Below are 21,831 nucleotides of genomic sequence, written 5' to 3' on the forward strand. Positions count from 1 at the left end.
ACGTCGCGCAGCAAAACCATCAGATATTACGGAACTTCTGTTCGCCGCCTGCATCGTGGTTGACGGTGGTGCCCGCGACAGGTGCACGCGCCAGTTTGGGGTCAATCTCGTCCACGAACGCAATTCCGAAGCGATTGCCCTGGCACCACGCAACCGTGCCGGCGACCCAGCCGAGATTGCGCAATTCCACCTCGACACGGGCGCCGCGAATGACGTCCATTTCGCCTTCGGCCATCATGCCGCCAGCAGAAAGGTTGCGGACCTTCACGCGGCTGGCGTTGTCCTGACCATCGACCCGCACCTGCGCGAGCAGGAACAGGCTGTCACGGCCAACTTGGCGGGTGTCGACATTGCTCATCGCGCTCACTCGAGTCCTCGATCATCGCTTTTTCGGTCATCCCGTGCGCGCCAGAATGCGCGCACTCGTCGTGATCAAATCACTCAGGCGGAATGCGCGAAAACCCGCTAACCGAAAGTTAATTCCTGTCAGGACTTGTAAAACTGTCCCAAACTGGATCAGTCGTCGCGCGAAATCTTTTCGCGGCGCTCGTGTGCCTGCTGCGCCTCGACCGTCATGGTCGCGATCGGGCGCGCGATCAGACGATTGATGCCGATCGGATCACCGGTGACATCGCACCAGCCATACTCACCTTCATCGATGCGGCGCATGGCGGAATCGATCTTGGCGATAAGCTTTCGCTGACGGTCACGGGTACGCAGTTCGATACCCCAGTCAGTCTCGCTCGAGGCGCGATCATTGAGGTCCGGCTCGCGGATCGGACCTTCCTGCAAATGCTGCAGCGTGTCTTCTGCTGCAGCCACTACAGACTTCTTCCATTCCAGCAGTAAAACACGGAAATAGTTGAGTTGTTTGGTCGACATGTATTCTTCGTCATCGCTCGGCGTGTAGTCAGCGGACAGGGCCCGCTTCGCCTTGGCAAGAACATCAATGTCATCATGCATGGCAGTTGCCATCAGTCACTCCAAATCCCGTTCAGCGCGTGCTTCCCCTGCAGCAGCGTCGCCTGTCCGTTGTTGCGGATCTTTCAGCGATCATCTGCAAAAGCACCGTGATCGGGCGCGCCTATACGGACAGGCAAAGCCACACACAAGAAGCAATCGCCAAAACGCACAGAAACCCTGCACGGCGGCCTTCATCAAGGCCAAGGTTAACAAACATGGCCTGGCGTTAACCATTTATTGACCACGTTCGTCAAAACATCGGGTCATTGGAAAAGCCGGGCATTTGGGAAACCGGTTGGAAATAGGGGAATGCGGTCATGGAACTTGCCAAGATCGAAACGTTTGCAAAAGTTGAAGCCGCCGATGTTAGCGGTGCCGACATGCTGGTAGCACGCTGCCTGACGGCGGCAGCCGACGGGGACATCAACGCCTATTACGACTTGGGCGTTGCCTTCTCGACCGGAAGCCACGGTGTTGAATGCGACATGGTGGAAGCACACAAGTGGTTCAACCTTGCCGCATCGAAAGGCCACGAAGCTGCCAGCTGGTGCCGCGCCGACATTTCTGACGAAATGACCGCTCGTGAAATTTCCGAAGCGCAGCGCCGCGCCCGCGAATGGATGCGTCAGGGTTCGAGCCGCGCCGCCTAAGCGATCTGGCGAAATGGCGTGTGCCGCGAAAGGTGCATGCGATCCATCGCCAGTCCGTGTCGTTCGGCTTCGAGAAAATCGGCCACTGCTGCGCGAAAACCGGGGTCGGTAATCCAGTGCATGCTGGTGGTGGTGACAGGCTCATAACCTCTGGCGAGCTTGTGTCCGCCCTGAGCACCCGCTTCAACCCGCTTCAACCCGCGCTCGATCGCTGCATCGATCGCCCGGTAATAGCATAGCTCGAAATGCAGGAACGGCTTGTCCGCAAGGCAGCCCCAATAGCGGCCATAGAGCGCCTCGCCGCCGACGAAGTTTAAAGCACCGGCAATCGGCAGACCGTGTTCGTAGGCCAGCAGAAGCAACAGCTTCTCTCCCATCCGCTCCCCGAACAATTCAAAAGCTTCGCGTGTCAGATAGGGCGTGCCCCATTTGCGTGCGCCGGTATCCTGATAGAACAGCCAGAAGGCATCCCAATGCTCGGGCTTGATATCATCGCCCGAGAGCGCCTTCACCGAAATACCTGCATTTGCAGTGCGCCGTTCCTTGCGCAGATCCTTGCGCTTGCGCGAAGTTAGCGTGGCAAGAAAATCGTCGAAGCTGGCAAAGTCGCGATTGCTCCAGTGAAACTGGATATCCTCCCGCCGCAGCCAACCCGACTGTTCGAAGAGCTCCACCTGTCGAGGCTCGACAAATGTCGCATGCGCACCCGACCAGCCGTTCTGTACGAGCAATTGCATGGCTGACTGGAGTAGCGGCGCGGCCGACCTCTCGTCCGCCATCAGCAGCCGCGGGCCGGTTGCAGGCGTAAAGGGCGCGGCGATTTGAAGCTTGGGATAGTAGTCACCGCCAGCCCGCTCGTAGGCATCGGCCCAGGCATGATCGAACACATATTCGCCCTGGCTGTGCCCTTTGAGATAGCTCGGCAGGGCGCCGAGCAGGTGTCCCGCATCGTCTTCCAGAATAATGGGCGCGGGCTGCCAGCCTGTTCCCGGTCCGACACTTGAAGATTCTTCAAGTATCGTAAGAAAGTCATGACAGACGAATGGATTGTCCGTGCCCGCCAGCCGATCCCAGTCGGCCTTGGCAATCTCGCCAACCGATCCCGAAATTCGCGCGCGCAGTTCGCTGTCAGCCATTAGACTGATTTAGGTAAGCGATTCCCATGCCGCCACCCCCGGACCTTCGGCGATGGGCGTAGCGCCGCATTCCAGGGCAGTTTGCGCATGCGCACTGGAGCGCACCGTCCATGTGAGCAAGGGCAATCCGCGCGCGGCCTGCTTGCTGGCAAAGCGACTGGGCAAATCACGGATATCATAAGCAAGGAATTGCGGCTTGGCATGGCGGATAAAGGCGGCGCGCTTGAAGCCGCCGGTTAGCGTACGCGCACCTTCCTCGGTTATCACCAGGCCACGCGCCATGCCCGGCACACGCTGGGCAAACCACGCAGAAATCCGCGGGTCGAAGCTCATCACGGCAACATGGCCCGAATAGCCTTCAAGATCGCGCCGGACCGCGCGGCAGAGCTTGTGAACATTGGTAGTTTTGTCGCTCTTCAACTCAAGCAGCAGTGGCACCTTGCCAGCCGCATGCGCCAGCATATCGCGCAAGGTCGGAATGCTTTCTTTCGAGCCGAGTAGCGTCAGCGCCGTCAGCGCGCCCACACTCTGGTCAGCGGTTTTTCCTGATTGCCCCGTCAACCGATCCAGTTCGGCATCATGAAAGACCATTGCCCGGCCGTCGGCGCTCACCCGCACATCACATTCAATGCCAAAGCCCCTCTCCATCGCAGCGCTGAATGCGGCTAGCGAGTTCTCCGGCACGCCAGTCTCGTGCAGTCCACGATGGGCGTAGGGGCGTTCGGAAAGCCAGGAGTGGTCGGCCATGGCGATCAGTCTTTCAGTGTGATGATCGCATCGACTTCCACACAGGCACCAAGCGGCAAGCTGGGAACACCAACCGCCGCGCGCGCATGCGTTCCGGCATCGCCGAAGATCTCTGACATCAAATCAGAAGCGCCGTTAGCGACCTTGGGCTGATCGGTGAAATCCGCTGTTGAGGTAACAAATGCGCCCAGTTTCACAATCCGGTCTACGCGGTCGGCCAGGCCGGCGGAAACGAGCTGCGCGATGATCATCAGTCCGCAGGCTCGCGCAGCAGCAGCTCCCTGTTCAACCGAGACATCATCACCCAGCCTACCGACCATCACTTGACCGTACACAAATGGTAATTGCCCCGAGACGAAAGCCATATTGCCCGTCACAACGACGGGGACATAGGATGCAACCGGTGCGGCAGCTTGAGGCAAGGTGATGCCAAGTTTGGCGAGGCGGTCTTCAACGGCCATTGCTATTCTCTCCGTACAATGTGTTCTGGATCCAATGCAGCGCATCATCCCAAGTGTCTATCCGCGCATGGGCATTGCCCGCCTCCAGCGCGCAAGGAATATGTGGCGCAATCGCCGGTTCTCCGCAGAAATGCAGGCGATGGATCGCGGGCGAATGCTTGGCGGCAGAGGCATGATGCACCGCCAGATCATCGATGAAAAGCGCACTGCTGGGCGAATACTCTTGTACGATAGCATCCAGCGCACGGCCCTTGGGCCCCTGATTGGTGTAAACCTTCGCGGTAATGCCAAGGTCCAGCAACTGCGCCCGGCGCGATTCGTAGCGGTGATCGGCGAGATTGGTAAGCACGACGACATCGGCATCACGCTGCAATTCGGCAATCGCATTCACCGCGCCTGCGATGGGCGTCTGCGTGCTCATTTCGGTGTCGAAGAAACTGCCGAGCAGCGCCCAGACCTCCTTCTCGTCCAGCGCTTCATCGCTACCGCGGCGGGTCATCGATTGGGCAAACGGGTTTCCCTCAAGCGCAAAATCGATGTCATGCTCGCGCCCCAGCCAATCGGCAAAATGGCGCACCATGTGCAGCAGCACCTCATCGCAATCCGTAACGACCAACGGGCGGCTCATGCACCGAACTCCTGATGCGCGCGGACTATTGTTTCGGGCGCGACCCCCAGGGCTGCGGCAGCCGCGACCAGATCAGGCTCATAGGCAGCGAGAAATTCAAACACCCCACGGTGGGTTGCTTCATCACCGATCGCAGCGCGCAACCCGTCTGGAGTCAGGCCGGTCAGATCAAGGAAGCGCTGTGCCCTGTCGGGATCGATCAGCACCCAGCCGAGCGCCGCCAAGGCAAGCTCCGACTTGTCCTGCGATTTCGGCTCCGGATCGTTACGAATTGTCAGCCCCCTACAATCACGGTAAAGGTGTTTACCGGCTTTCGACACAATGAAAGCGTTCGGGGGCGCAATGACGAAGAGAATCCTCGTTGTCGAGGACAACGATCTGAACCGGAAACTTTTCTGCGACGTCTTGCAGGCGGGCGGCTTTGCCGTTGAACCTGTCGCTGACGGGAATCTCGCCATCGAAAGGGCACGCGAGTTCATCCCGAATCTGGTGGTGATGGATATCCAGTTGCAGGATGTATCGGGCCTCGATCTGATCGCTACTCTGAAAGGGGATGCCGATCTGGCTGGCGTACCTGTGCTGGCGGTTACCGCCTATGCCGGCAAAGGCGATGAAGAGCGGATTCGCGAGCTGGGTGCAGAAGGCTATCTGTCCAAACCTGTCAGTATCGGGCCGTTCATGGCTGCAGTGAGGGGCCTGGTGGAACAGGCCGAACAAGACGCAACCGCTCACTAGGCCGGATCATCCTGTAGCGGCGACTTCCACTGCGAATGTTGCCAGCGTGACAATCAATCCCAGAATAAACACACGGTAGGCATAGCCAAGGAAGCGGTATTTGCGGCGCTGCAGCACTTGCCCGTTCTGGTAGATATCGCGGAGCATGGCGCGGAAGACTTTCTCGTCGCCTTCCAGCTGAGCCACCACGCCCTTGGTCCATTCTTCCTCATCAATGCTGGTGAAGTGGCCGAAAAACAGCGGATTCGGTGCAGCGGCACCACTTGGCTTGGAAACCGATGGCAGCACGGCAAGAACGGCCAGCATCGAGCTGAGGAATGCAAACACCGCCAGCGCGGTGAGAGACCAGGGCATATCGCCGGTCAGCGAACGACTGACGCAGATCGAAAACACCAGAAATGTCGCGCCCATCAGGATACTCGCCTTCTGATCCGCCATTTGCGAAAGCATAAGTGTGTTGTTTTGCACCGTACGTAGCATATGGATGGCATGCGGGCTGAAGCCGCGCGCCTCCGCGCCATTCTTCGCCCCTTCAACCACAGGAATGTCGCTCATGCTTCCCCCTTCGCGCATGCACCGGTCAGACAATGCGTGAACGCTGCCACCACGTGGTGCGCTTGACAAGCAAGCGCGTGCAAGGTTTGCCGCGAGACAAGCTTCGCACTATGAGCGATCAACAGCATTATTTGGAAGATAGGACCATCTATGGACCGTGCCGAGATTGATACCCGCATCCGCTCTATAATCGAGCCGTTCAACAAGAAGGGAGTGGACATCGCCGATGCCACGACTTTTGCCGGGGATCTGGAGTTTGACAGCCTGACCGTAATGGATTTCGTCGCCGCAATCGAAGACGAGTTCGATATCATCATCTCGATGAACCAGCAGGCCGAGATCGAGACTTACGGCAACCTCGTCGACGCGGTCGCAAAGATGGTCGAGGCGTGAGCCGATCATGAGCGAAGGTATTGATCAGCCGGACCAGGCAGAGAAGTTGACCGGGGGCAGCACGGATCTGTTCTCCAAGTTCGATGACACGATAGCGATGCGTGCAAACCTGCTCGCGAGCGGAGTTGAAGACCCGTTCTCGCTCGTCATGGAGAAAGTGCTTTCGCCCACCCGCGCGATTTGCAACGGGCGCGACACCATCCTGCTCGGTACCTATAACTACATGGGCATGACCTTTGACCCGGACGTGGTCGAGGCCGGAAAGCAGGCGCTTGACGATTTCGGTTCGGGCACCACCGGCAGCCGCGTTCTCAACGGGACGTACCAGGGCCACAAGGAGTGCGAAGACGCGCTGCGTGAATTCTATGACATGGATCACGCGATGGTCTTCTCGACCGGCTACCAGGCCAACCTCGGGATCATTTCCACCATCGCCGGCAAGGGCGATTATGTGGTGCTCGATATCGATAGCCACGCCTCCATCTGGGATGGTTGCGCGATGGGCAATGCCGAAGTCGTGCCGTTCAAGCACAACGATATCGAGGCGATGGAAAAGCGCCTGAAGCGTATTCCCGAAGGCGCGGGCAAGCTCGTCGTTCTGGAAGGCGTCTACTCGATGCTGGGCGACGTTGCTCCGCTCGCCGAAATGGTCCGCATCGCCAAGGAAAACGGCGCAATGGTGCTAGTCGATGAAGCACACTCGATGGGCTTCATCGGAGAGAACGGCCGCGGTGTTTGCGAAGAAGCGGGCATCATCGATGACTGCGATTTCATCATCGGCACTTTCTCCAAGAGCGTCGGCACGGTTGGCGGCTTCTGCGTGTCCAACCACCCGAAGTTCGAAATCCTGCGGCTGATGTGTCGCCCCTATGTCTTCACCGCCTCGCTTCCCCCGAGCGTGGTGGCGACCGCGGCGACATCGATCCGCAAGCTGATGCACGGATCGAACAAGCGCGCGCACCTTTGGGAGAATTCCAAGCGGCTGCATTCGGGTCTTACCGAAATGGGCTTCACGCTCGGCACGGATGAACCGCAGAGTGCAATCGTCGCGGTGATCATGCCTGACCTGGAGAAGGGTGCCGCCATGTGGAGCGCGCTGCTGCAGGAAGGGCTCTACGTGAATCTCGCGCGCCCACCGGCAACGCCTGCAAACATGACCCTGCTACGCTGCTCGCTCTGCGCCGAGCATTCAGCCGAAGAGGTCGAGACGATCCTGCAGATGTTCCAGAACGCCGGGAAGGCTGTAGGAATTATTTAGGCGGACCCTCTTCCCGTTGTTCGGAAGTAAACAACCAGCCGCCTAGCACCACTGCCAGCACTGCCCCCAGCAATTGCGCTGCGATGAAGGCTGGGACATCGGCGGGAGCGATCCCGGCGAAGGTATCTGACAGACTTCGCACGATAGTGATCGCAGGGTTCGCAAAGCTGGTTGAACTCGTGAACCAGTATGCCGCGGTGATGTAGAGCGCCACTCCCGCAGGGATTGCTTCACTCCGGTGACGCAGCAAGCCAAGTATTGTAAGCACCAGGCCAAAGGTCGCCACGCCTTCACCCGTCCACTGCCCGATCCCGGCCCGCGCTTTGGTACTGAATTGCAGGATCTCCAGATCGAACATCAGGTGGACCGCAAATGCGCCGAGTGCGCCGGCTGCGATCTGCATCAGGACGTAGGCGGCACCCGCCCGCCAGCTAATCTCCCTCCGTAGCGAGAAGGCCAATGTCACCGCCGGGTTAAAATGCGCTCCCGAAATGGGTCCGAACTGCGCGATAATCACGTAGAGGATCGCGCCCGTCGCAATCGTATTGGCGAGCAGCGCCAGCGCGACATTCCCACCCGCCAAATTCTCCGCCATCACGCCCGAACCGAGCACACCTGCAAACAGGAAGAAACTGCCCAACGCCTCGGCAGTCAGGCGTCTGGCAAGGTTAGGAGTTGCAGGCTCAGCCATCTAGATATCGTCGAGCGAAGTTACCTGTGCGCAGCGGTCGGCGGGGTCGGTCTCGCCCTCGCCGCCACCAGCGAACTGCGTGAAGGCGATAAAGCCGCCCACCAGCAGCACGACGAAAATCGTCGTCAGCGTGCCGAGATACTTGTCGATCATCGCCTTGATCGGCGCACCGAACAGGCGGAACAGCACGCCCACCGTCATGAAGATGAACCCACGCCCTGCGAGCGAAGCGAGGAAGAAGGTAACGAGGTTCATCTCGATAAAGCCAGCAGTGATCGTCAGCAGCTTGAACGGCACCGGAGTGGTGCCTGCGACCACGATCACTTCCCAATCGTATTCGCGCAGGTAACAGGCGGCGGGCGGGAAACTCTCGGAAAGCCCCAGTGCGCCGATCAGCCATGCGCCCACCGCTTCATAGGCAAGCGCGCCAATAGCGTATCCAAACAGTCCGCCCAGCACGCTCGCGACGGTAGCGATCAGCGCGTAACGGATCGCCTTCTTCGGGTTCGCCAGACACATCAGGCCGAGCAGCGGGTGCGGCGGGATCGGGAAAAAACTCGATTCGACAAAGGCGAACAGCGCCAGCCACCACTCCGCCTTGGGATGCGCGGCCTTCTCCATCACCCAGTCATACAGCGCGCGCAGCAGACGCATCATTTCGCAATCATCCCGTACCAAGGCAGAGCGCGCCCAATATGCCACCGCGCCCCTCTAGGCAAGTCCAACAAAATAACCTATTTGGCACTTTTATATTGACATTGTGACACTGTTTGGTTAGAGAAACGGAACATCGCGATAAAGCGAGTCGGCAGCACGATGCCTTTCAGGGCGGTCCCGCAGGGGAGCCGCCCTTTTTCGTGCTGGCCAGCTTCGCGTTAAGACGGGATCACAATACATGGCCAAACAGATCAAACTGCGGCCCGAGCAAAGGGTCGGGGAGAAGGAAGGGCTCACCCGACATTGGGTGGGGCTGTTTCTCGACACTCTGGCAGAAACATCAAACGTCACGGCCTCTGCCAAAATGGCAGGCTGCAACCCCAGCCGCGCCTACAAGTTGCGCCGTGAGGACGCGAGCTTCCGCGAACGCTGGAACGAAGCGCTGCTCGAAGGATACGAACATCTCGAACTGGAAGTCCTCGGCTTCCTGCGCAATCCGCAGCCTGACCTTTGAAGTTATCGCCGATAATGGCAACGTGAGCCTGACCGAACTGCTCCGCCCACTACCCGGCGACATCGCTGTGGATCGACCATTGCCATCGCTGGAAGGCTATTCGGACGAAGGCGGCGCTCTGGTCGAAACGCTCGGGTCAATCGATCGGATCTATCCGATCGCCAGCAACGCCGATGGTATTGCGCTCGCGTTCACCTCCAGCGATCCCGATGATAATCCCGAGATTGCCCTGCCTGAACCCGTTGTCGATCCAAGCGGTGATGGCTTCGGCGGCGGCGAAGGGCGTACGGAACGCACGAGCGCAGACGAAACCCGCATTCCTGCAGGCATACGTTATTACGATATCGATCGAGACTACCAGGTAGGCATGCAGCGCGCCGGGGGAAGAGCCACGCCCGGGCGTAACCGGTTGATCGAATTCCCTGGCGCAATGCGCGCCAGTTCGGCCCGGTTGCTGGCAGACGGTGCCGCCGAACGCGCGCGCTGGGCGCAGGACCGGCTCGCCTATCGCATTGCCGAGATCGACCCGGAGCTAAAGCCCGGGCAAGTGGTTTCGGTACCCGGAAAGTCCGGCAAGTGGCGCATCGAAGCATGGGAATGGCGCGAAAATGGCGTCGAGCTCGAATTGCTGCGCTTGCCCCATCGCAAGGGTGTGGAAGCTACGACCGAAGGCGGCAGATCATTACCGCAATTGGATCTGCTGGCGAGCCCGACCTTGCTCGAGGCATTCGAGTTGCCGTGGGATGGAACGGGTGCTTCGAATCAGCCGCAAGTCTTTGCCGCCGCATCATCGGTCACTTCCGGATGGCGGGGCGCGGCACTCTATGCACTAATCGGCAGCCGGCTCATCCCTATCGGAAATACTGGTTCGCGACGAAGCGTGATCGGCACGCTGGAGACCGCCATTTCTGCCGCGCGGACCGTCCTGATTGATCGGCACACACAAGTCATCGTCCAGCTGGTATCGGACGATCTATCGCTCGACAGCGGCTCGATAGAGGAGCTTGCCGACGGACGAAATCGCGCATTGTTGGGTGGGGAAATCATCCAGTTTGCAAAGGCGCAAGATCTGGGCAGCGGACGCTGGCAGCTTTCTACCCTCCTGCGTGGTCGCGGTGCTACAGAGCATGCAGCGCATGCCGGGCACGCAGCTGGCTCGAATTTTGTCTTGCTCGACGATCATCCGGTCCTGCTTGATAGCGATACGTTGGGAGCGGCCACCCAGATCGCGGCCATCGGGCTGGCCGAAACCGAACCGGTTGCCGATGCGATTGAAGGGCGCGGCACAACACTGCAACCGCTCTCTCCGGTCCGGGCAAACGTTACGACGCTACCCGGCGGCAGTATGACGCTTCGCTGGACGCGCCGGGCTCGCGGGGTGTGGACCTGGGAAAGCACGGTCGAGACACCGCTGGTCGAGCAGGCCGAGCTCTACGAGGTAGGCATTGGCGACCCCGATACGCCGTCGCTCACGTGGGAAGTGAGCTCCCCCGGGCTCGAAATCAGCGCCGCTACAGCAGCCCAGTTACTCATCGATCACGCGGGTTCGTCGGTCTGGGTCCGCCAGATTGGCACCCATGCGCGCTCCATCCCCCTCTTTCTCACCACAATCGCTTGAGGTCCCAATGACTGATCCCGTCTCCTTTACCGCCGCAACGCCGCGCTACGTGTTGCCGAACCTTTTCACCGCGCAGGCGCAAAAAGAATTCACCATCAACGAAGCACACGCACGGCTCGACATTCTGCTTCACCCCGCCGTGGAGGGCGAAGCCAATGTTCCACCAGTCACGCCGCCTGATGGCGCGACATGGATCGTCGGCTCCACTCCGAGCGGGGATTGGGCTGATAACGCAGGGGACCTCGCCAGCTGGCAGGCGGGCAACTGGGTGTTCGTTTCTCCGCAGCCTGGAATGCAGGTGTTCGATCAGGCGGCCCGGGTGACAGCGCGCTTTGACGGTGTCTGGCAATATGCGGCCACTGTCAGCGCCCCCTCTGGCGGCACGACCGAGGATACTGAAGCGCGCGCGGCCATTACCGGTCTGATTGCTGCGCTTGTGAGTGCCGGAATTCTTCCGGCTGTTTGAGGAACAAGGCGATCGGGTGCAGAGTTATGGAAGACATATCTGCAACAAGGAAGCTCGCCTATGCACACCCGCAAGATGCTGATTGCCGCCCCGATTGCCCTGTTCGCACTGGCCGGCTGCCAGACTGCTTACGAAGCGGCCGCAACGCAGATCGCCTCGGTGAAGGTGCTGGACCGCTCGGGCGCGCAAGTGGGCACCGCACGTCTGTTTTCTCTGGGCGACGAGGTGACGATCAACGCCAGCTTTACCGCGCTCTCGCCCGGCACCCATGCAGTGCATCTGCACACGTCCGGCGACTGCAGTGCGAGCGATTTCACCTCGGCTGGCGGACATCTCAATCCCGGAGGCGAACAGCACGGCACGCTCAACCCGCGTGGCGCGCATTTGGGCGACCTCCCCAATGTAACTATTGCCGATGATGGTGCGGGTACGATGAGCACAATCCTTCGAGGCACACGCACATCTGTGGAAACCGCAATCTTCGATGCCGATGGCACCGCGCTGGTCGTACACGAAGGTGCGGACGATTATCGTAGCGACCCTGCAGGCGCAGCAGGCAGCCGCGTGGCCTGCGGAATCGTGACCCGAAGCTGATCAGGCGTAGACCGTTCCGTCGGTCACGCCCGCTTCCTCGAAACCCTTTTTGCGCAGGCGACAGCTGTCACACAGGCCGCACGCCTTGCCCTCTGGTGTCGGGTCGTAGCAGGACCAGCTCCAGGCCGGATCGAAACCCAGCCGCGCGCATTCGCTGGCAATATCCGCCTTGCTCATATGTTGGAGCGGTGCGTGAATGGTGAAGGGTCTGCCCTCAACGCCCTGCTTTGTTCCTAGCCGTGCTGTCTCTGCAAAGCTGGAAATGAATTCCGGTCTGCAATCGGGATAGCCCGAATAATCCAGCGCATTCACACCGATAAACAGATCGCTAGACCCCGAGCTTTCGGCAAATGCGGTCGTCAAGGCGAGGAACAGCAGATTGCGCGCGGGAACATAGGTGACAGGGATGTCGTTCCCGACACCGGACTTGGGAACATCGATATCGGCAGTCAGGGCCGAACCGCCAAACTCGCGCAGATCGAGAGGCAGCTCGACATGCCGCTCGACCTCAAGCTTCTTCGCGATAGCGCGCGCCGATTGCAGCTCCCGCACGTGACGCTGGCCGTAGTCGATAGTCAAAGCATGAAGCGCAAAGCCCTGCTCGCGCGCGATCCCGGCCGTGACCATGGAATCGAGCCCGCCGGAAAGCAGGACAACTGCTACAGGTTTAGGGGCGACAGGTTTGGGGTTGCTCATGGCCGCTCCGCTAAGCGCGATTGGCCATTACGGCAAGGGGCAGGCGCTACTCAGCAACTGCCGGTGCGGCGCGCTTCACCTTCGAGCGAGAACGGCGAACCGCCCTGGATGCCCTGGCTGCGCACTTGCACCAAACCATTGCCTTCACGCCGGATCGTCGTGCGGCCATAGCCATTACCGCGGCAGGTGTACTGGACGGTGACTTCTCCAGGATCATCCTGCACAACAAATTGCTCACACCCCGGCTGTCGATGGCGCAGCTGGATGAATTCGCGGCCCGTGCGCACACAGATGCGTGTGCTCCGATCATTGCCGCGCAGCTGCAGCGTCCAGGCACCGTGATCGAGCGAATCGAGCATGGCAAGCTCTGACTGCTGCGCACCGGCAGGCATTACGGCAAATACCGCTGCAATCCCGCCTGCAATAAAATGTGCTGTGCGCTTAAGGTTCATCTCATCCATCCTTACTCATCTCACAAATCATATCAGATGAATTGTGAACGACCAATTGCGCATGCCTTGCCATCAAAGGGTTGAAATTCGAGAAAGAATCAATCCTGGATCGCAAAAGCGCGTGAACAGAAGGCGCAATCGACCACGATCATTCCGTCATCATCGGCCATCTCGCGGCGATCCTCTTTGGGAAAGCGGGACAGAACGTCCTCAAAATGCGCCTCGGTACAGCGGCACCCCTTCCCAAGCACCGGCCCGGGGAGGACCCTTACCTGATCTTCCTCGTGGTAAAGCCGCCAGATCAGCTCCTCAAGGGGAAGCTCGGGATCAGCGAGCTCCTCATGGCGAAGGCTATCCGCGAGAATGGAGACATGCTCCCATTCAGGATGGTCAAGCCGCGCGTGGAGGCGTTCGCGGCCTTCTTCTCCGTCAGGCAGATGCTGCACCAGCAGGCCGGCCGCCAGAGTGCCGCTCGCCCCCGATGAAATCGCTGTGCGAATGCGTGTTGGCACCTGCTCGCTCTGCGCAAAGTAGCTCTCGACAGCGGCAGACAGGGATTCCCCTTCAAGCGGCACGATGCCCTGGTAGCGCTTCCCGGTTTTGGCGATGTCGAAGGTGATCGCGAGATGACCCCTGCCAAACAGCGTGGTTAGGGAAGCGCTTGCGCCGCCATCGGCGAAACGCGCAGGATCGTGCTCGATATAGCCGCGCAATTCTCCGTCGCGATAATCACACACTAACAGATTCGCGATACCGCCTTCGCTTTGTGCCTGCATGGTCAGTTGATCGCCTTCGCCCTTGAGCAGGCCGCCCATAAGCGCCGCCAACACCAGCGCCTCTGACAAGCAATGACGCAGCGCGGTGGGATAGTCATGCGCGCTCAGGATCTCGTCGAGAACGGGTCCGAGGCGCACTGTACGTCCACGGCAATGGCGCTCCGGAATTGCAAAGCCCAGAAGGCGGTCCGAGAAAGTCTGGCTTTGTGTGTCGGTCATGCGGCGGATATGGGGGCTCATACCGTCATTGAAAGAGATCAGGCGAGTTTCCCGAAACACCACAGCAGGATCGATTTTTGTGCATGGATGCGGTTCTCCGCTTCATCGAAGACGACCGACTGCACGCCTTCAAAAACCTCCTCGGTCACTTCGTCTCCGACATGCGCGGGCAAACAGTGCAAGAAAATCGCATCGCTCTTCGCGCGTTTCATCAATTCTGCATCGACGCAGTAAGGCTGCATCGCGGCAAGCTTCGTCTCGCTATCGGCCTGACCCATCGAAACCCATGTGTCGGTGACGATGACATCCGCGGCCGACGCAGCAGCAGCCGCATCCTGCATAAGCGTAACTTCGCACCCAGCATCGCGCGCCATTCCCACAAATTCCGCTTCGGGCTCGTATCCGGCTGGCGTCGCCACGCGGACGTTGAACTTCATCAGCGCCGCCGCCTCCAAGATCGAATGCAACACATTGTTGCCGTCACCGAACCACGCGACTTCCAGCCCGGGCAATGCCTTGCCTTTCTCGATCATCGTCAGCAGGTCGGCCACGATCTGGCACGGGTGCGAACGATCAGTCAGACCGTTGATCACCGGCACACTCGCGTGACGCGCCATTTCCTCGATCTTGGCGTGATCATCGGTCCGCATCATGATTGCATCGACCATCCGGCTGAGTACGCGAGCGGTGTCTGCAACGGACTCTCCACGCCCCAGCTGGGATGTGCCTGAATCAAGGACAAGCGCGCTGCCGCCGAGTTGTCGCATGGCCACATCAAAGCTCGCACGCGTCCTGGTCGAACTCTTCTCAAACACCATTGCCAGAACATGTCCTGCAAGTGGTGCGTCACTATCGACCTGGCCCTTGGGATGGCCAGATCGAGCTGACTTGCGTGCAATCGCATCGTCAAGCATCGCCGCGATCGCGTTTCCGCCAGCATCAGACAGATCGAGAAAAGCGGCCATTCAGTTAGCCTGCGTCTTCAGGCGCGTAGGATGCAGCACCGGCAGAGAGCTTTTCGAAGAACTCATCCATCTCTGCATCACCAATGACCAGCGGCGGTAGAACGCGCAGCGTCGTATCGCCAGCCGCCACCATCAGCAGCTCATGCTTGTCGCGCAGGTGGATCATGAAAGGCCGTGGCTCGGACTTCATCTTGATGCCCAGCATCAGGCCCATGCCGCGCACACCTTCGAACAGACCGGGATAGTTTCCGATAAACTGTTCGATCCGCGAACGCAGCCGTTCGCCCTTGGCGCGCACTTCCTCCAGAAATTCCTCATTCGCCACTTCGTCCATCACGGCGGAGCCAGCGGCCATCGCCAGAGGGTTGCCGCCATAGGTAGATCCGTGCGTGCCGAAGACCATGCCGCGCGCGGCCTTTTCGGTCGCAAGGCAGGCACCGAGCGGGAAACCACCGCCCAGACCCTTGGCGCTCGCCACGATGTCAGGCACGATGCCGTACTGCTCATAGGCATAGAGCGTACCCGTGCGCGCGACGCCGCACTGCACTTCATCGAGCGCCAGAAGCAAATCATGCTCGTCGGCAAGATCGCGCAGACCCTGCATGAATTCCTGGCTGGCTGGCCGAATGCCGCCCTCACCCTGGATCGGCTCGACCAGAAAGCCTGCCGTGTTGGGACCAATCGCCGCCTTTGCGCCTTCGAGATCGTCGAATTCGACATATTTGAAGCCGGGCAGCAGCGGGTTGAAACCCTTGTGCATCTTTTCCTGATTGGACGCGCTTATCGTCGCCATCGTACGTCCGTGGAACGCGTTCTTGAACGTGATGATCTCGAACTTGTCATCGTTGCCGACATGCTGGTGATAGGCGCGCACCGCCTTGATCGCGCATTCCACCGATTCGGCGCCCGAGTTGGTGAAGAACACCGTGTCCGCAAACGTCTTGTCGACCAGCTTTTGCGCCAGCTCTTCGCCTTGCGGGCTGCCATAGAGATTGGAGACGTGCATCAGCGTCTCGGCCTGGCGCTGGATCGCCCCGATCAGACCCTTGTGACTGTGCCCAAGCAGATTGACCGCAATACCGCTGGCGAAATCGAGATAACGGGTGCCGTCCTCATCGATCAGGTGGCAGTGCTCGCCGCGGACGGGCCGCACGCCGCACCGGGGGTAAACAGGCATCAACGGGGTAATGGTCATCAGGGGTATCCTTCAACGCGAAGTATGAGAGAGGCGGCCGGGCCTTGTGGGTCCGACCGCCTGATCAATGCTCTCTATGCCGGAGCAGGCGGCCGGTCAAACACTGGCCGCTATACTGTGCCCGAAAGGGTTTAACCCTGAACCGGAACCAGGTTGACGGCCGAATATTTGCCGCGTCGATCAACTTCGAGATCAAATTCGAAACGGTCGCCTTCGTCAATGCTCTGTACACCCGAACGCTCCACTGCGCTGATGTGCACGAAAGCATCTTCCTTGCCGTCATCGCGGGTGATGAAGCCAAAGCCTTTCATCGAGTTGAAGAACTTCACGGTGCCGACGGCCTTTTCACCCGTCAGCTCTCGCTGGGGTGCAGCCTTCTGCACTTCAATCACGTCGCCAACGATCTGGAGGTCTGCAGCGGACACCTTGCCGCCACGATCCACGAGGTTGAACTGGAGCTCCTGTCCTTCGGCGAGGCCCTCCAGACCAGCGCGTTCTACTTGGCTGATGTGGACGAAGACATCTTCGCCACCTTCGTCACGGGCGATAAAGCCAAAGCCCTTCTGGGCGTTGAAGAACTTTACCTTACCCTGACCGGTGCCAACGACCTGTGCCGGCATGCCGCCGCCACCGCCGCCGCGCGGACCGCCACGGCCACCGCCGCCAAATCCGCCACCACGATTGCCGCCACCGAAGCCACCGCCCCGGTTGCCACCACCACGATCATCGTTGAAACGGTCGCCACCGCCGAAGCGGTCATTGCCGCCATCGCGCCAGCCGCCACCGTCAACCGGTGCGGGGCCGCCATCCATAAACGGGTCAAAACCCTCTTCGCCGAAACCATCACGCTTGTCCCGACCCTTGCCGCGACGTCCTCTGTCGTAACCCATGAACTCAAAAAACCTTATTCCCGCCCTGTTATCATGATCAGCGGAGCGGACGAATTATCCGCTGACCAGCGATGAGGAGGCGCCCCCACATCTGTCCAGCCAGTGTGTATAGACGTAAATTGAAGGCGATGCGAACGATTTAGTATTGCAATTGAATGACGCGGCTGGCCTTGGGTTTCGGCGGCAACCCCACCAAGCACATATCGGGTGCCCCCGAAGGGACAAACATGGACGATCTGGTCTTGAAATTTGGCGGCTCTCTGATCGCGATTTCCGCGTTGGTGGTGTTCGCCCATTTTCTGGGCTTCACCCGCCACGGAAAGCTCTCTTCCAAGGGGGAAGCCGCCCACTGCCTGCGCCTTGCGGCTGGAGGGTTTGAGCCGGTACACGTGTTTCTGGATCGCGAAGGTGAAGCCGCTTTGGCGCAAGATGCCAGCGGAAGAGGCGCGGTGCTGGCTCCGCACGGCAACCAGTTTGTAGCCCGCATTCTGAGCGCTGGCGCAAAGCTATCCTTGGAAAAAGATCGCTTGCAGATAAGCGATCAATCCATAGGCCTCAGGCCAATTGTGTTGCGATTCGACAACATGCCGCCGGACTGGGTTTCAGCGCTGGCGGATGCTAGGTAAGCGGCCATGTCGTTCGACCCTGTGACCCTTGCGATTCCGCTCTTCATCATCCTGATTGTGGTAGAGCTGTTGTGGGCGCACAAGCGTCGTCCGCAGGCTTACGAATCACGTGACACGGCCACGTCTCTGGCCATTGGCCTCGGCAGTACAATGATCGGCGCGCTCACCGGCGGGGCAGTGCTCGCCATGCTGGTGTGGGCGCACAACGTCTCTCCCTTCAGCATTGGCTGGGTCTGGTGGGCCTGGCCGCTGTGCTTTGCGCTTGATGACTTTGCCTATTACCTCTTTCATCGCTCTGCGCATCGTGTGCGGTGGTTCTGGGCAAGCCACGTCAATCACCATTCCAGCCAGCATTACAATCTGTCGACCGCCCTCCGGCAGAGCTGGACAGGCTTCATAGCGCTTTCCTTTGTTTTCCGCCTACCTCTGGCCTTCGCGGGGTTTGAGCCGGCGATGATCCTCGCGTGTGGTGGAATCAATCTGATCTACCAGTTCTGGATCCACACCGAGTCCGTCGGGCGCATGCCGCGCTGGTTCGAAGCTGTGATGAATACGCCATCACACCACCGGGTCCATCACGCGGTGAACCCGCGTTATCTCGACAAGAACTACGCCGGCGTTTTCATCGTCTGGGACAAGATGTTCGGAACCTTTGTGCCAGAGGATGACGAGGACCAAATTCGCTATGGCATCGTCAACCAGCTCGGCACGTTCAACCTGATCACCAGCGTGTTTCACGAATGGATCGCGATAGCCAAGGATCTATGGCACGCGCCGTGGCGGCACAAGCTCGACTACCTGTGGCGGGAGCCCGGCTGGACGCACGATGGCAGCCGTGAAACCTCGGATATGATCCGCGCGCGGTGGGACCGCCGCGAAAGCTAGTTCCCCGAACCGGGTCCGTAAGTGATTTCCACCCGGCGGTTCTGCAATTCGCGCACCCCGTCAGCAGTCTCCACGCGCGGCGCACTTTCCCCGAAAGCCTCGGTAGAAATCCGACCCGCGGGAATGTTGCGGACGGTTAAATAGTCGACGACGGTAGCGTTGCGACGTTCGGACAGGCGCACATTGTATGTGGCCGGGCCAGATCGGTCCGCATGGCCCGCCAACATTATGCGGCTCGTACCGCAATTGCCATAGGCGCTGATAGCTGAGTTGAGCACTGATGCAGCCTCGGGCGTGATAGTGCTCTCGTCCCAATCGAAAAAGACAATGTAGGGCCCTGAATTGCACGGCGGCACCGGAGCGGGCGGCACTGGTGGTGGCGGAGGTGGAGGCAGTTGCACGGGTGGCGGGGGCGGAGCCGGAGGAGCGAGCGGGGCCTCATCGCCGCCCAGATATACGACGAGGCTGGCAGACAACGTATGTGTTGCTAGCTCGAAATCGTTCAACCGGCCCAGCGTGTCATCGACCTCGAACTCGAGGGAGCTGAAGTAGCGGTACTTCAATCCCAGATCGACGCGGTCGGCGACCGGTATGCGTAGTTGGGCGAGCCCCTGCCATGCCCATTCACTATCGCTGGTGTCGAGGTGGGCCTGCGCGCTGCCGGGGATCTCCGCATCGGCATTCATCCACGTGCGGCCCGCGCCTGCACCGATGGAGAACTGGACATCATCCGCACCGCCGAAATCGACAAGCGCATTGGCCATCAATGATGTGAGCGTGAAGTCCCCGTCATAGTCCTGCGGCCCGGTGGCGAGGCTTTCCACGCCGGTGGGGATTCCCTGCGCGGCTGAATCAATCGCGTCCGCGCCGAAGGATTGATACGAGCCCTCGATCTCGGTGCGGATGCGCCCCCAGTCATGACCCAGCTGCACAGATGCGCCCCAGCCGGTATCGCCCGAGCTCGTCGCATCCTCGATTGCCGTACCAATGTCGGTGTCAAAATCCTCGACCAGAATGCCGCCGAGGTCCGCACCGATATATGTGCCCCGATCCCTCTCATTGTCCTGCGCAATCGCGGGTGAGGACAGAGCAATCGCAGCCAAACCCAGACTCCAAGAACGCTTCTGCATCGCCAGTCTCCATTCACCGCAGTCCTGCGAGATTGTGCCTAGTCTACGCAGGCAGGAGTCGGCTGGCAACCAAGCGGTCTAAAGGGCATTCTCATTAGTTTCGCCGGTACGAATACGCGTTGCGCCTTCCAGCGCCAGAACGAATATCTTGCCATCACCGATCTGGCCGGTGTTGGCGGCAGTGCGGATAGTCTCCACGACCTGCGGCGCCAGATCATCATCCACTGCGATTTCCAGCCGCACCTTGGGCAGCATGTTCACAGCATATTCCGCGCCACGATAGATTTCGGTCTGCCCCTTTTGCCGGCCAAAGCCCTTGGCTTCGCACACCGTCATCCCGGCAACACCGATCCCGGCTAGCGCTTCCCGCACCTCTTCCAGCTTGAACGGCTTGATAATGGCAATGACGATTTTCATCAGCGTTCTCCTGCCTTGCTGTGGCCTGACATCATCATTGATGTGCGCGGCACCCAATGTGCATGCAACAAAAAAATGGGCCGGAGCATGTAGCTCCAGCCCTTTGGAAGTTGACGTTCGCAGGAGGAACGATGATTGACGGGGATGGGAGGAGAACGGTCAATCCCTCCCCCGCCAATTCGGATGTCAGTTGTAGGCACGCTCTCCGTGTTCGGAGATGTCGAGGCCGGAGTGTTCAGCCTCGTCGGTGACACGCAGGCCAATGGTGTACTTGACCAACAGGCCCACAAGAGCCGTGCCGAGACCGGCCCAGACCAGCGTGATCACCACGCTCTTGATCTGGATGAACAGCTGTGCAGTCATGGCAAATTCGGCATCGCCCGGCCCGCCCAGAAGAGGCGAATAGACTACACCGGTGCCGATAGCGCCAACGATACCGCCCACACCATGAATGCCGAAAGCATCAAGCGAGTCGTCATAACCCAGCGCAGGCTTGAGCTTGGCCACCGCGAAGTAGCAGACTACGGACGAGGCGATGCCAAGCAGGACCGCGCCGAACGGACCGGAATTTCCGGCGGCAGGCGTCACAGCAACAAGCCCGGCAATCACGCCCGAGCAGAAACCCAGTGCAGAACCCTTGTGACCCGCGAGCTTTTCGACAACCATCCAGGTCAGCGCGCCTGCGGCTGTAGCGACGAAAGTGTTGATCATTGCAAGACCGGCAGAGCCATCAGCCTCAAGCGCTGACCCGGCGTTGAAGCCGAACCAACCAACCCACAGCAAGCCGGTGCCGATCATCGTCATGGTCATGGAGTGTGGTGGGGTGAGTTCGCCCGGAAAGCCCTGACGCTTGCCAAGCAGGTAGGCGAGCACAAGGGCCGATATGCCTGCATTGATATGCACCACGGTGCCGCCCGCGAAATCGAGAGCGCCGTCCTCAAACATCAGGCCCCCCGATGCCCAGACCATGTGCGCGATGGGGAAGTAGACGAGCGTCAGCCAGATCGGCACGAACAGCATCACCGCGTTGAACTTCATCCTCTCCGCCGTCGCGCCAAGGATCAGCGCGGCAGTGATCGCGGCGAAAGTCATCTGGAAGCTGATGAATACATATTCGCTAATCACTTCATCGGTGAAGGTGGCTGCCGTGCTGTCCGCCGTGGTCTGTGTAAGGAACAGGTTGCCCCAGCTAACGAAAGCATTGCCTTCGGGCCCGAACGCGGTCGAATAACCCCAGATGACCCATACGATCATCACCAAGGCGGCGGTCGCGCCGATCTGCGTCATGGTAGAAAGCATGTTCTTGGACCGGGTCAGACCGCCGTAGAACAGCGCGAGCCCCGGCAGGATCATAATCAACACGAGAATTGTCGCCGTCATCATCCAGGCATTGTTGCCCGGATCGGGCACAGCAGCGGCTGCATCTGCGGCTGGCGCCGCCAAAGCAGGCTGCGCGGCGAAAAGCGCGGTCAGGGCGACAGCGCCAAGGTTGTAAATGGTATTCTTCATGATGG

At 59.8% G+C, this 21,831-nt stretch carries 29 protein-coding genes; 10 read left to right on the forward strand and 19 right to left on the reverse strand.

The genetic code is table 11. The features are described from left to right. Positions 1-19 precede the first annotated feature (19 nt). Together OOZ52_RS12505 and dksA are read right to left on the reverse strand one after the other, a co-directional pair. The gene (locus OOZ52_RS12505) at positions 20-358 is read right to left on the reverse strand and encodes a PilZ domain-containing protein (RefSeq protein ID WP_274698868.1); all 339 of its coding nucleotides are present in this window, start codon (positions 356-358) and stop codon (positions 20-22) included. A gap of 158 nt (positions 359-516) precedes the next feature. Further along, the gene (gene dksA, locus OOZ52_RS12510) at positions 517-975 is read right to left on the reverse strand and encodes an RNA polymerase-binding protein DksA (RefSeq protein ID WP_274698869.1); all 459 of its coding nucleotides are present in this window, start codon (positions 973-975) and stop codon (positions 517-519) included. Positions 976-1,280: 305 nt separating this feature from the next. Between dksA and OOZ52_RS12515 the strand changes: the two genes are divergently transcribed. Continuing rightward, positions 1,281-1,613: a hypothetical protein gene (locus OOZ52_RS12515; RefSeq protein WP_274698870.1), complete on the forward strand. Its 333-nt coding sequence runs from the start codon at positions 1,281-1,283 to the stop codon at positions 1,611-1,613. On the opposite strand, the gene OOZ52_RS12520 is transcribed toward OOZ52_RS12515, so the two are convergent. From OOZ52_RS12520 to OOZ52_RS12540, 5 genes are read right to left on the reverse strand one after another with little or no spacing between them, the layout of a single operon-like run. After that, the gene (locus OOZ52_RS12520) at positions 1,610-2,749 is read right to left on the reverse strand and encodes a GNAT family N-acetyltransferase (protein ID WP_274698871.1); all 1,140 of its coding nucleotides are present in this window, start codon (positions 2,747-2,749) and stop codon (positions 1,610-1,612) included. The genes OOZ52_RS12515 and OOZ52_RS12520 overlap by 4 nt on opposite strands. Positions 2,750-2,758: 9 nt before the next feature. After that, complete coding sequence (locus tag OOZ52_RS12525; protein ID WP_274698872.1) at positions 2,759-3,496, reverse strand: glycerophosphodiester phosphodiesterase family protein; 738 nt, start codon at positions 3,494-3,496, stop codon at positions 2,759-2,761. A gap of 5 nt (positions 3,497-3,501) precedes the next feature. Next, positions 3,502-3,957, reverse strand: a complete 456-nt coding sequence (locus tag OOZ52_RS12530; RefSeq protein WP_274698873.1) for a RidA family protein — start codon at positions 3,955-3,957, stop codon at positions 3,502-3,504. Continuing rightward, positions 3,947-4,585 (reverse strand): HAD family hydrolase, encoded by a 639-nt coding sequence (locus tag OOZ52_RS12535; RefSeq protein ID WP_274698874.1) that lies wholly within the window; start codon positions 4,583-4,585, stop codon positions 3,947-3,949. The genes OOZ52_RS12530 and OOZ52_RS12535 overlap by 11 nt, the downstream gene beginning before the upstream one ends. After that, positions 4,582-4,905: a DUF3572 family protein gene (locus tag OOZ52_RS12540; protein ID WP_274698875.1), complete on the reverse strand. Its 324-nt coding sequence runs from the start codon at positions 4,903-4,905 to the stop codon at positions 4,582-4,584. The genes OOZ52_RS12535 and OOZ52_RS12540 overlap by 4 nt, the downstream gene beginning before the upstream one ends. A 22-nt stretch (positions 4,906-4,927) precedes the next feature. Between OOZ52_RS12540 and OOZ52_RS12545 the strand changes: the two genes are divergently transcribed. Next, complete coding sequence (locus OOZ52_RS12545; protein WP_274698876.1) at positions 4,928-5,320, forward strand: response regulator; 393 nt, start codon at positions 4,928-4,930, stop codon at positions 5,318-5,320. Positions 5,321-5,326: 6 nt separating this feature from the next. On the opposite strand, the gene OOZ52_RS12550 is transcribed toward OOZ52_RS12545, so the two are convergent. Next, positions 5,327-5,875 (reverse strand): Pycsar system effector family protein, encoded by a 549-nt coding sequence (locus tag OOZ52_RS12550; protein WP_274698877.1) that lies wholly within the window; start codon positions 5,873-5,875, stop codon positions 5,327-5,329. Positions 5,876-6,025: 150 nt separating this feature from the next. On the opposite strand from OOZ52_RS12550, the gene OOZ52_RS12555 reads away from it, so the two are divergent. Together OOZ52_RS12555 and spt are read left to right on the forward strand one after the other, a co-directional pair. Then, positions 6,026-6,268, forward strand: coding sequence for an acyl carrier protein (locus tag OOZ52_RS12555; protein ID WP_274698878.1), 243 nt, complete (start codon positions 6,026-6,028; stop codon positions 6,266-6,268). Between the two features lie 7 nt (positions 6,269-6,275). Beyond that, a complete protein-coding gene (gene spt / locus OOZ52_RS12560; protein WP_274698879.1) occupies positions 6,276-7,526 on the forward strand; it encodes a serine palmitoyltransferase in 1,251 nt (416 codons plus the stop codon). On the opposite strand, the gene OOZ52_RS12565 is transcribed toward spt, so the two are convergent. Both OOZ52_RS12565 and OOZ52_RS12570 read right to left on the reverse strand, forming a co-directional pair. Beyond that, complete coding sequence (locus tag OOZ52_RS12565; protein ID WP_274698880.1) at positions 7,519-8,217, reverse strand: aquaporin; 699 nt, start codon at positions 8,215-8,217, stop codon at positions 7,519-7,521. The genes spt and OOZ52_RS12565 overlap by 8 nt on opposite strands. Further along, entirely contained in the window at positions 8,218-8,865 is a 648-nt protein-coding gene (locus OOZ52_RS12570) for a YqaA family protein (protein ID WP_274698925.1), read from the reverse strand. Between the two features lie 247 nt (positions 8,866-9,112). On the opposite strand from OOZ52_RS12570, the gene OOZ52_RS12575 reads away from it, so the two are divergent. From OOZ52_RS12575 to OOZ52_RS12590, 4 genes are read left to right on the forward strand one after another with little or no spacing between them, the layout of a single operon-like run. Next, positions 9,113-9,388: a hypothetical protein gene (locus OOZ52_RS12575; protein ID WP_274698881.1), complete on the forward strand. Its 276-nt coding sequence runs from the start codon at positions 9,113-9,115 to the stop codon at positions 9,386-9,388. A 22-nt stretch (positions 9,389-9,410) separates the two neighbouring features. After that, the gene (locus OOZ52_RS12580; protein WP_274698882.1) at positions 9,411-11,006 is read left to right on the forward strand and encodes a GTA baseplate fiber-binding domain-containing protein; all 1,596 of its coding nucleotides are present in this window, start codon (positions 9,411-9,413) and stop codon (positions 11,004-11,006) included. 7 nt (positions 11,007-11,013) lie between these two features. Then, positions 11,014-11,472 (forward strand): DUF2793 domain-containing protein, encoded by a 459-nt coding sequence (locus OOZ52_RS12585; RefSeq protein WP_274698883.1) that lies wholly within the window; start codon positions 11,014-11,016, stop codon positions 11,470-11,472. Positions 11,473-11,532: 60 nt separating this feature from the next. Then, positions 11,533-12,066 carry a superoxide dismutase family protein gene (locus OOZ52_RS12590; protein ID WP_274698884.1) on the forward strand — a complete coding sequence of 178 codons (534 nt, stop codon included), beginning with the start codon at positions 11,533-11,535 and terminating at the stop codon, positions 12,064-12,066. Here OOZ52_RS12590 and queC read toward each other — a convergent pair whose 3' ends face one another. The 6 genes from queC to OOZ52_RS12620 all read right to left on the reverse strand — a co-directional run bounded on the left by queC (position 12,067) and on the right by OOZ52_RS12620 (position 17,259). Next, complete coding sequence (queC, locus tag OOZ52_RS12595; RefSeq protein WP_274698885.1) at positions 12,067-12,762, reverse strand: 7-cyano-7-deazaguanine synthase QueC; 696 nt, start codon at positions 12,760-12,762, stop codon at positions 12,067-12,069. A 50-nt stretch (positions 12,763-12,812) separates the two neighbouring features. Beyond that, a complete protein-coding gene (locus OOZ52_RS12600) occupies positions 12,813-13,214 on the reverse strand; it encodes a DUF3617 domain-containing protein (RefSeq protein WP_274698886.1) in 402 nt (133 codons plus the stop codon). Positions 13,215-13,312: 98 nt separating this feature from the next. Beyond that, complete coding sequence (gene hslO, locus OOZ52_RS12605) at positions 13,313-14,209, reverse strand: Hsp33 family molecular chaperone HslO (protein ID WP_274698887.1); 897 nt, start codon at positions 14,207-14,209, stop codon at positions 13,313-13,315. Positions 14,210-14,247: 38 nt separating this feature from the next. Beyond that, entirely contained in the window at positions 14,248-15,174 is a 927-nt protein-coding gene (gene argF / locus OOZ52_RS12610; RefSeq protein ID WP_274698888.1) for an ornithine carbamoyltransferase, read from the reverse strand. Positions 15,175-15,178: 4 nt separating this feature from the next. Further along, the gene (locus OOZ52_RS12615) at positions 15,179-16,369 is read right to left on the reverse strand and encodes an aspartate aminotransferase family protein (protein WP_274698889.1); all 1,191 of its coding nucleotides are present in this window, start codon (positions 16,367-16,369) and stop codon (positions 15,179-15,181) included. Positions 16,370-16,500: 131 nt separating this feature from the next. After that, positions 16,501-17,259 (reverse strand): cold-shock protein, encoded by a 759-nt coding sequence (locus OOZ52_RS12620; RefSeq protein WP_274698890.1) that lies wholly within the window; start codon positions 17,257-17,259, stop codon positions 16,501-16,503. A gap of 227 nt (positions 17,260-17,486) precedes the next feature. On the opposite strand from OOZ52_RS12620, the gene OOZ52_RS12625 reads away from it, so the two are divergent. Together OOZ52_RS12625 and OOZ52_RS12630 are read left to right on the forward strand one after the other, a co-directional pair. Beyond that, positions 17,487-17,885, forward strand: a complete 399-nt coding sequence (locus tag OOZ52_RS12625) for a hypothetical protein (RefSeq protein WP_274698891.1) — start codon at positions 17,487-17,489, stop codon at positions 17,883-17,885. A gap of 6 nt (positions 17,886-17,891) precedes the next feature. Next, positions 17,892-18,770, forward strand: a complete 879-nt coding sequence (locus OOZ52_RS12630; RefSeq protein WP_274698892.1) for a sterol desaturase family protein — start codon at positions 17,892-17,894, stop codon at positions 18,768-18,770. On the opposite strand, the gene OOZ52_RS12635 is transcribed toward OOZ52_RS12630, so the two are convergent. From OOZ52_RS12635 to OOZ52_RS12645, 3 genes are all read right to left on the reverse strand, one after another. After that, positions 18,767-19,900 (reverse strand): OmpA family protein, encoded by a 1,134-nt coding sequence (locus OOZ52_RS12635; RefSeq protein ID WP_274698893.1) that lies wholly within the window; start codon positions 19,898-19,900, stop codon positions 18,767-18,769. The two genes, OOZ52_RS12630 and OOZ52_RS12635, sit on opposite strands and share 4 nt — an antisense overlap. A gap of 78 nt (positions 19,901-19,978) precedes the next feature. Next, entirely contained in the window at positions 19,979-20,317 is a 339-nt protein-coding gene (locus tag OOZ52_RS12640; protein ID WP_274698894.1) for a P-II family nitrogen regulator, read from the reverse strand. A gap of 186 nt (positions 20,318-20,503) precedes the next feature. Next, complete coding sequence (locus OOZ52_RS12645) at positions 20,504-21,826, reverse strand: ammonium transporter (RefSeq protein ID WP_274698895.1); 1,323 nt, start codon at positions 21,824-21,826, stop codon at positions 20,504-20,506. Positions 21,827-21,831: the final 5 nt, after the last annotated feature.

This window comes from Aurantiacibacter sp. D1-12 (genome assembly GCF_028858515.1).
Taxonomy (GTDB): Bacteria; Pseudomonadota; Alphaproteobacteria; order Sphingomonadales; family Sphingomonadaceae; genus Alteraurantiacibacter.

Excerpts from the sequence above, each read along its gene's own strand:
- OOZ52_RS12645 (WP_274698895.1), bottom strand. The coding sequence starts at position 21,826 with ATGAAGAATACCATTTACAACCTTGGCGCTGTCGCCCTGACCGCGCTT.
- OOZ52_RS12515 (WP_274698870.1), top strand. The coding sequence starts at position 1,281 with ATGGAACTTGCCAAGATCGAAACGTTTGCAAAAGTTGAAGCCGCCGAT.
- OOZ52_RS12545 (WP_274698876.1), top strand. The coding sequence starts at position 4,928 with ATGACGAAGAGAATCCTCGTTGTCGAGGACAACGATCTGAACCGGAAA.
- OOZ52_RS12625 (WP_274698891.1), top strand. The coding sequence starts at position 17,487 with ATGGACGATCTGGTCTTGAAATTTGGCGGCTCTCTGATCGCGATTTCC.
- OOZ52_RS12555 (WP_274698878.1), top strand. The coding sequence starts at position 6,026 with ATGGACCGTGCCGAGATTGATACCCGCATCCGCTCTATAATCGAGCCG.
- hslO (WP_274698887.1), bottom strand. The coding sequence starts at position 14,209 with ATGACCGACACACAAAGCCAGACTTTCTCGGACCGCCTTCTGGGCTTT.
- OOZ52_RS12620 (WP_274698890.1), bottom strand. The coding sequence starts at position 17,259 with ATGGGTTACGACAGAGGACGTCGCGGCAAGGGTCGGGACAAGCGTGAT.
- OOZ52_RS12525 (WP_274698872.1), bottom strand. The coding sequence starts at position 3,496 with ATGGCCGACCACTCCTGGCTTTCCGAACGCCCCTACGCCCATCGTGGA.
- spt (WP_274698879.1), top strand. The coding sequence starts at position 6,276 with ATGAGCGAAGGTATTGATCAGCCGGACCAGGCAGAGAAGTTGACCGGG.
- OOZ52_RS12565 (WP_274698880.1), bottom strand. The coding sequence starts at position 8,217 with ATGGCTGAGCCTGCAACTCCTAACCTTGCCAGACGCCTGACTGCCGAG.
- OOZ52_RS12615 (WP_274698889.1), bottom strand. The coding sequence starts at position 16,369 with ATGACCATTACCCCGTTGATGCCTGTTTACCCCCGGTGCGGCGTGCGG.
- OOZ52_RS12630 (WP_274698892.1), top strand. The coding sequence starts at position 17,892 with ATGTCGTTCGACCCTGTGACCCTTGCGATTCCGCTCTTCATCATCCTG.
- OOZ52_RS12505 (WP_274698868.1), bottom strand. The coding sequence starts at position 358 with ATGAGCAATGTCGACACCCGCCAAGTTGGCCGTGACAGCCTGTTCCTG.
- argF (WP_274698888.1), bottom strand. The coding sequence starts at position 15,174 with ATGGCCGCTTTTCTCGATCTGTCTGATGCTGGCGGAAACGCGATCGCG.
- OOZ52_RS12590 (WP_274698884.1), top strand. The coding sequence starts at position 11,533 with ATGCACACCCGCAAGATGCTGATTGCCGCCCCGATTGCCCTGTTCGCA.
- OOZ52_RS12640 (WP_274698894.1), bottom strand. The coding sequence starts at position 20,317 with ATGAAAATCGTCATTGCCATTATCAAGCCGTTCAAGCTGGAAGAGGTG.
- queC (WP_274698885.1), bottom strand. The coding sequence starts at position 12,762 with ATGAGCAACCCCAAACCTGTCGCCCCTAAACCTGTAGCAGTTGTCCTG.
- OOZ52_RS12575 (WP_274698881.1), top strand. The coding sequence starts at position 9,113 with ATGGCCAAACAGATCAAACTGCGGCCCGAGCAAAGGGTCGGGGAGAAG.
- OOZ52_RS12535 (WP_274698874.1), bottom strand. The coding sequence starts at position 4,585 with ATGAGCCGCCCGTTGGTCGTTACGGATTGCGATGAGGTGCTGCTGCAC.
- OOZ52_RS12600 (WP_274698886.1), bottom strand. The coding sequence starts at position 13,214 with ATGAACCTTAAGCGCACAGCACATTTTATTGCAGGCGGGATTGCAGCG.
- OOZ52_RS12585 (WP_274698883.1), top strand. The coding sequence starts at position 11,014 with ATGACTGATCCCGTCTCCTTTACCGCCGCAACGCCGCGCTACGTGTTG.
- OOZ52_RS12530 (WP_274698873.1), bottom strand. The coding sequence starts at position 3,957 with ATGGCCGTTGAAGACCGCCTCGCCAAACTTGGCATCACCTTGCCTCAA.
- dksA (WP_274698869.1), bottom strand. The coding sequence starts at position 975 with ATGGCAACTGCCATGCATGATGACATTGATGTTCTTGCCAAGGCGAAG.
- OOZ52_RS12520 (WP_274698871.1), bottom strand. The coding sequence starts at position 2,749 with ATGGCTGACAGCGAACTGCGCGCGCGAATTTCGGGATCGGTTGGCGAG.
- OOZ52_RS12550 (WP_274698877.1), bottom strand. The coding sequence starts at position 5,875 with ATGAGCGACATTCCTGTGGTTGAAGGGGCGAAGAATGGCGCGGAGGCG.
- OOZ52_RS12635 (WP_274698893.1), bottom strand. The coding sequence starts at position 19,900 with ATGCAGAAGCGTTCTTGGAGTCTGGGTTTGGCTGCGATTGCTCTGTCC.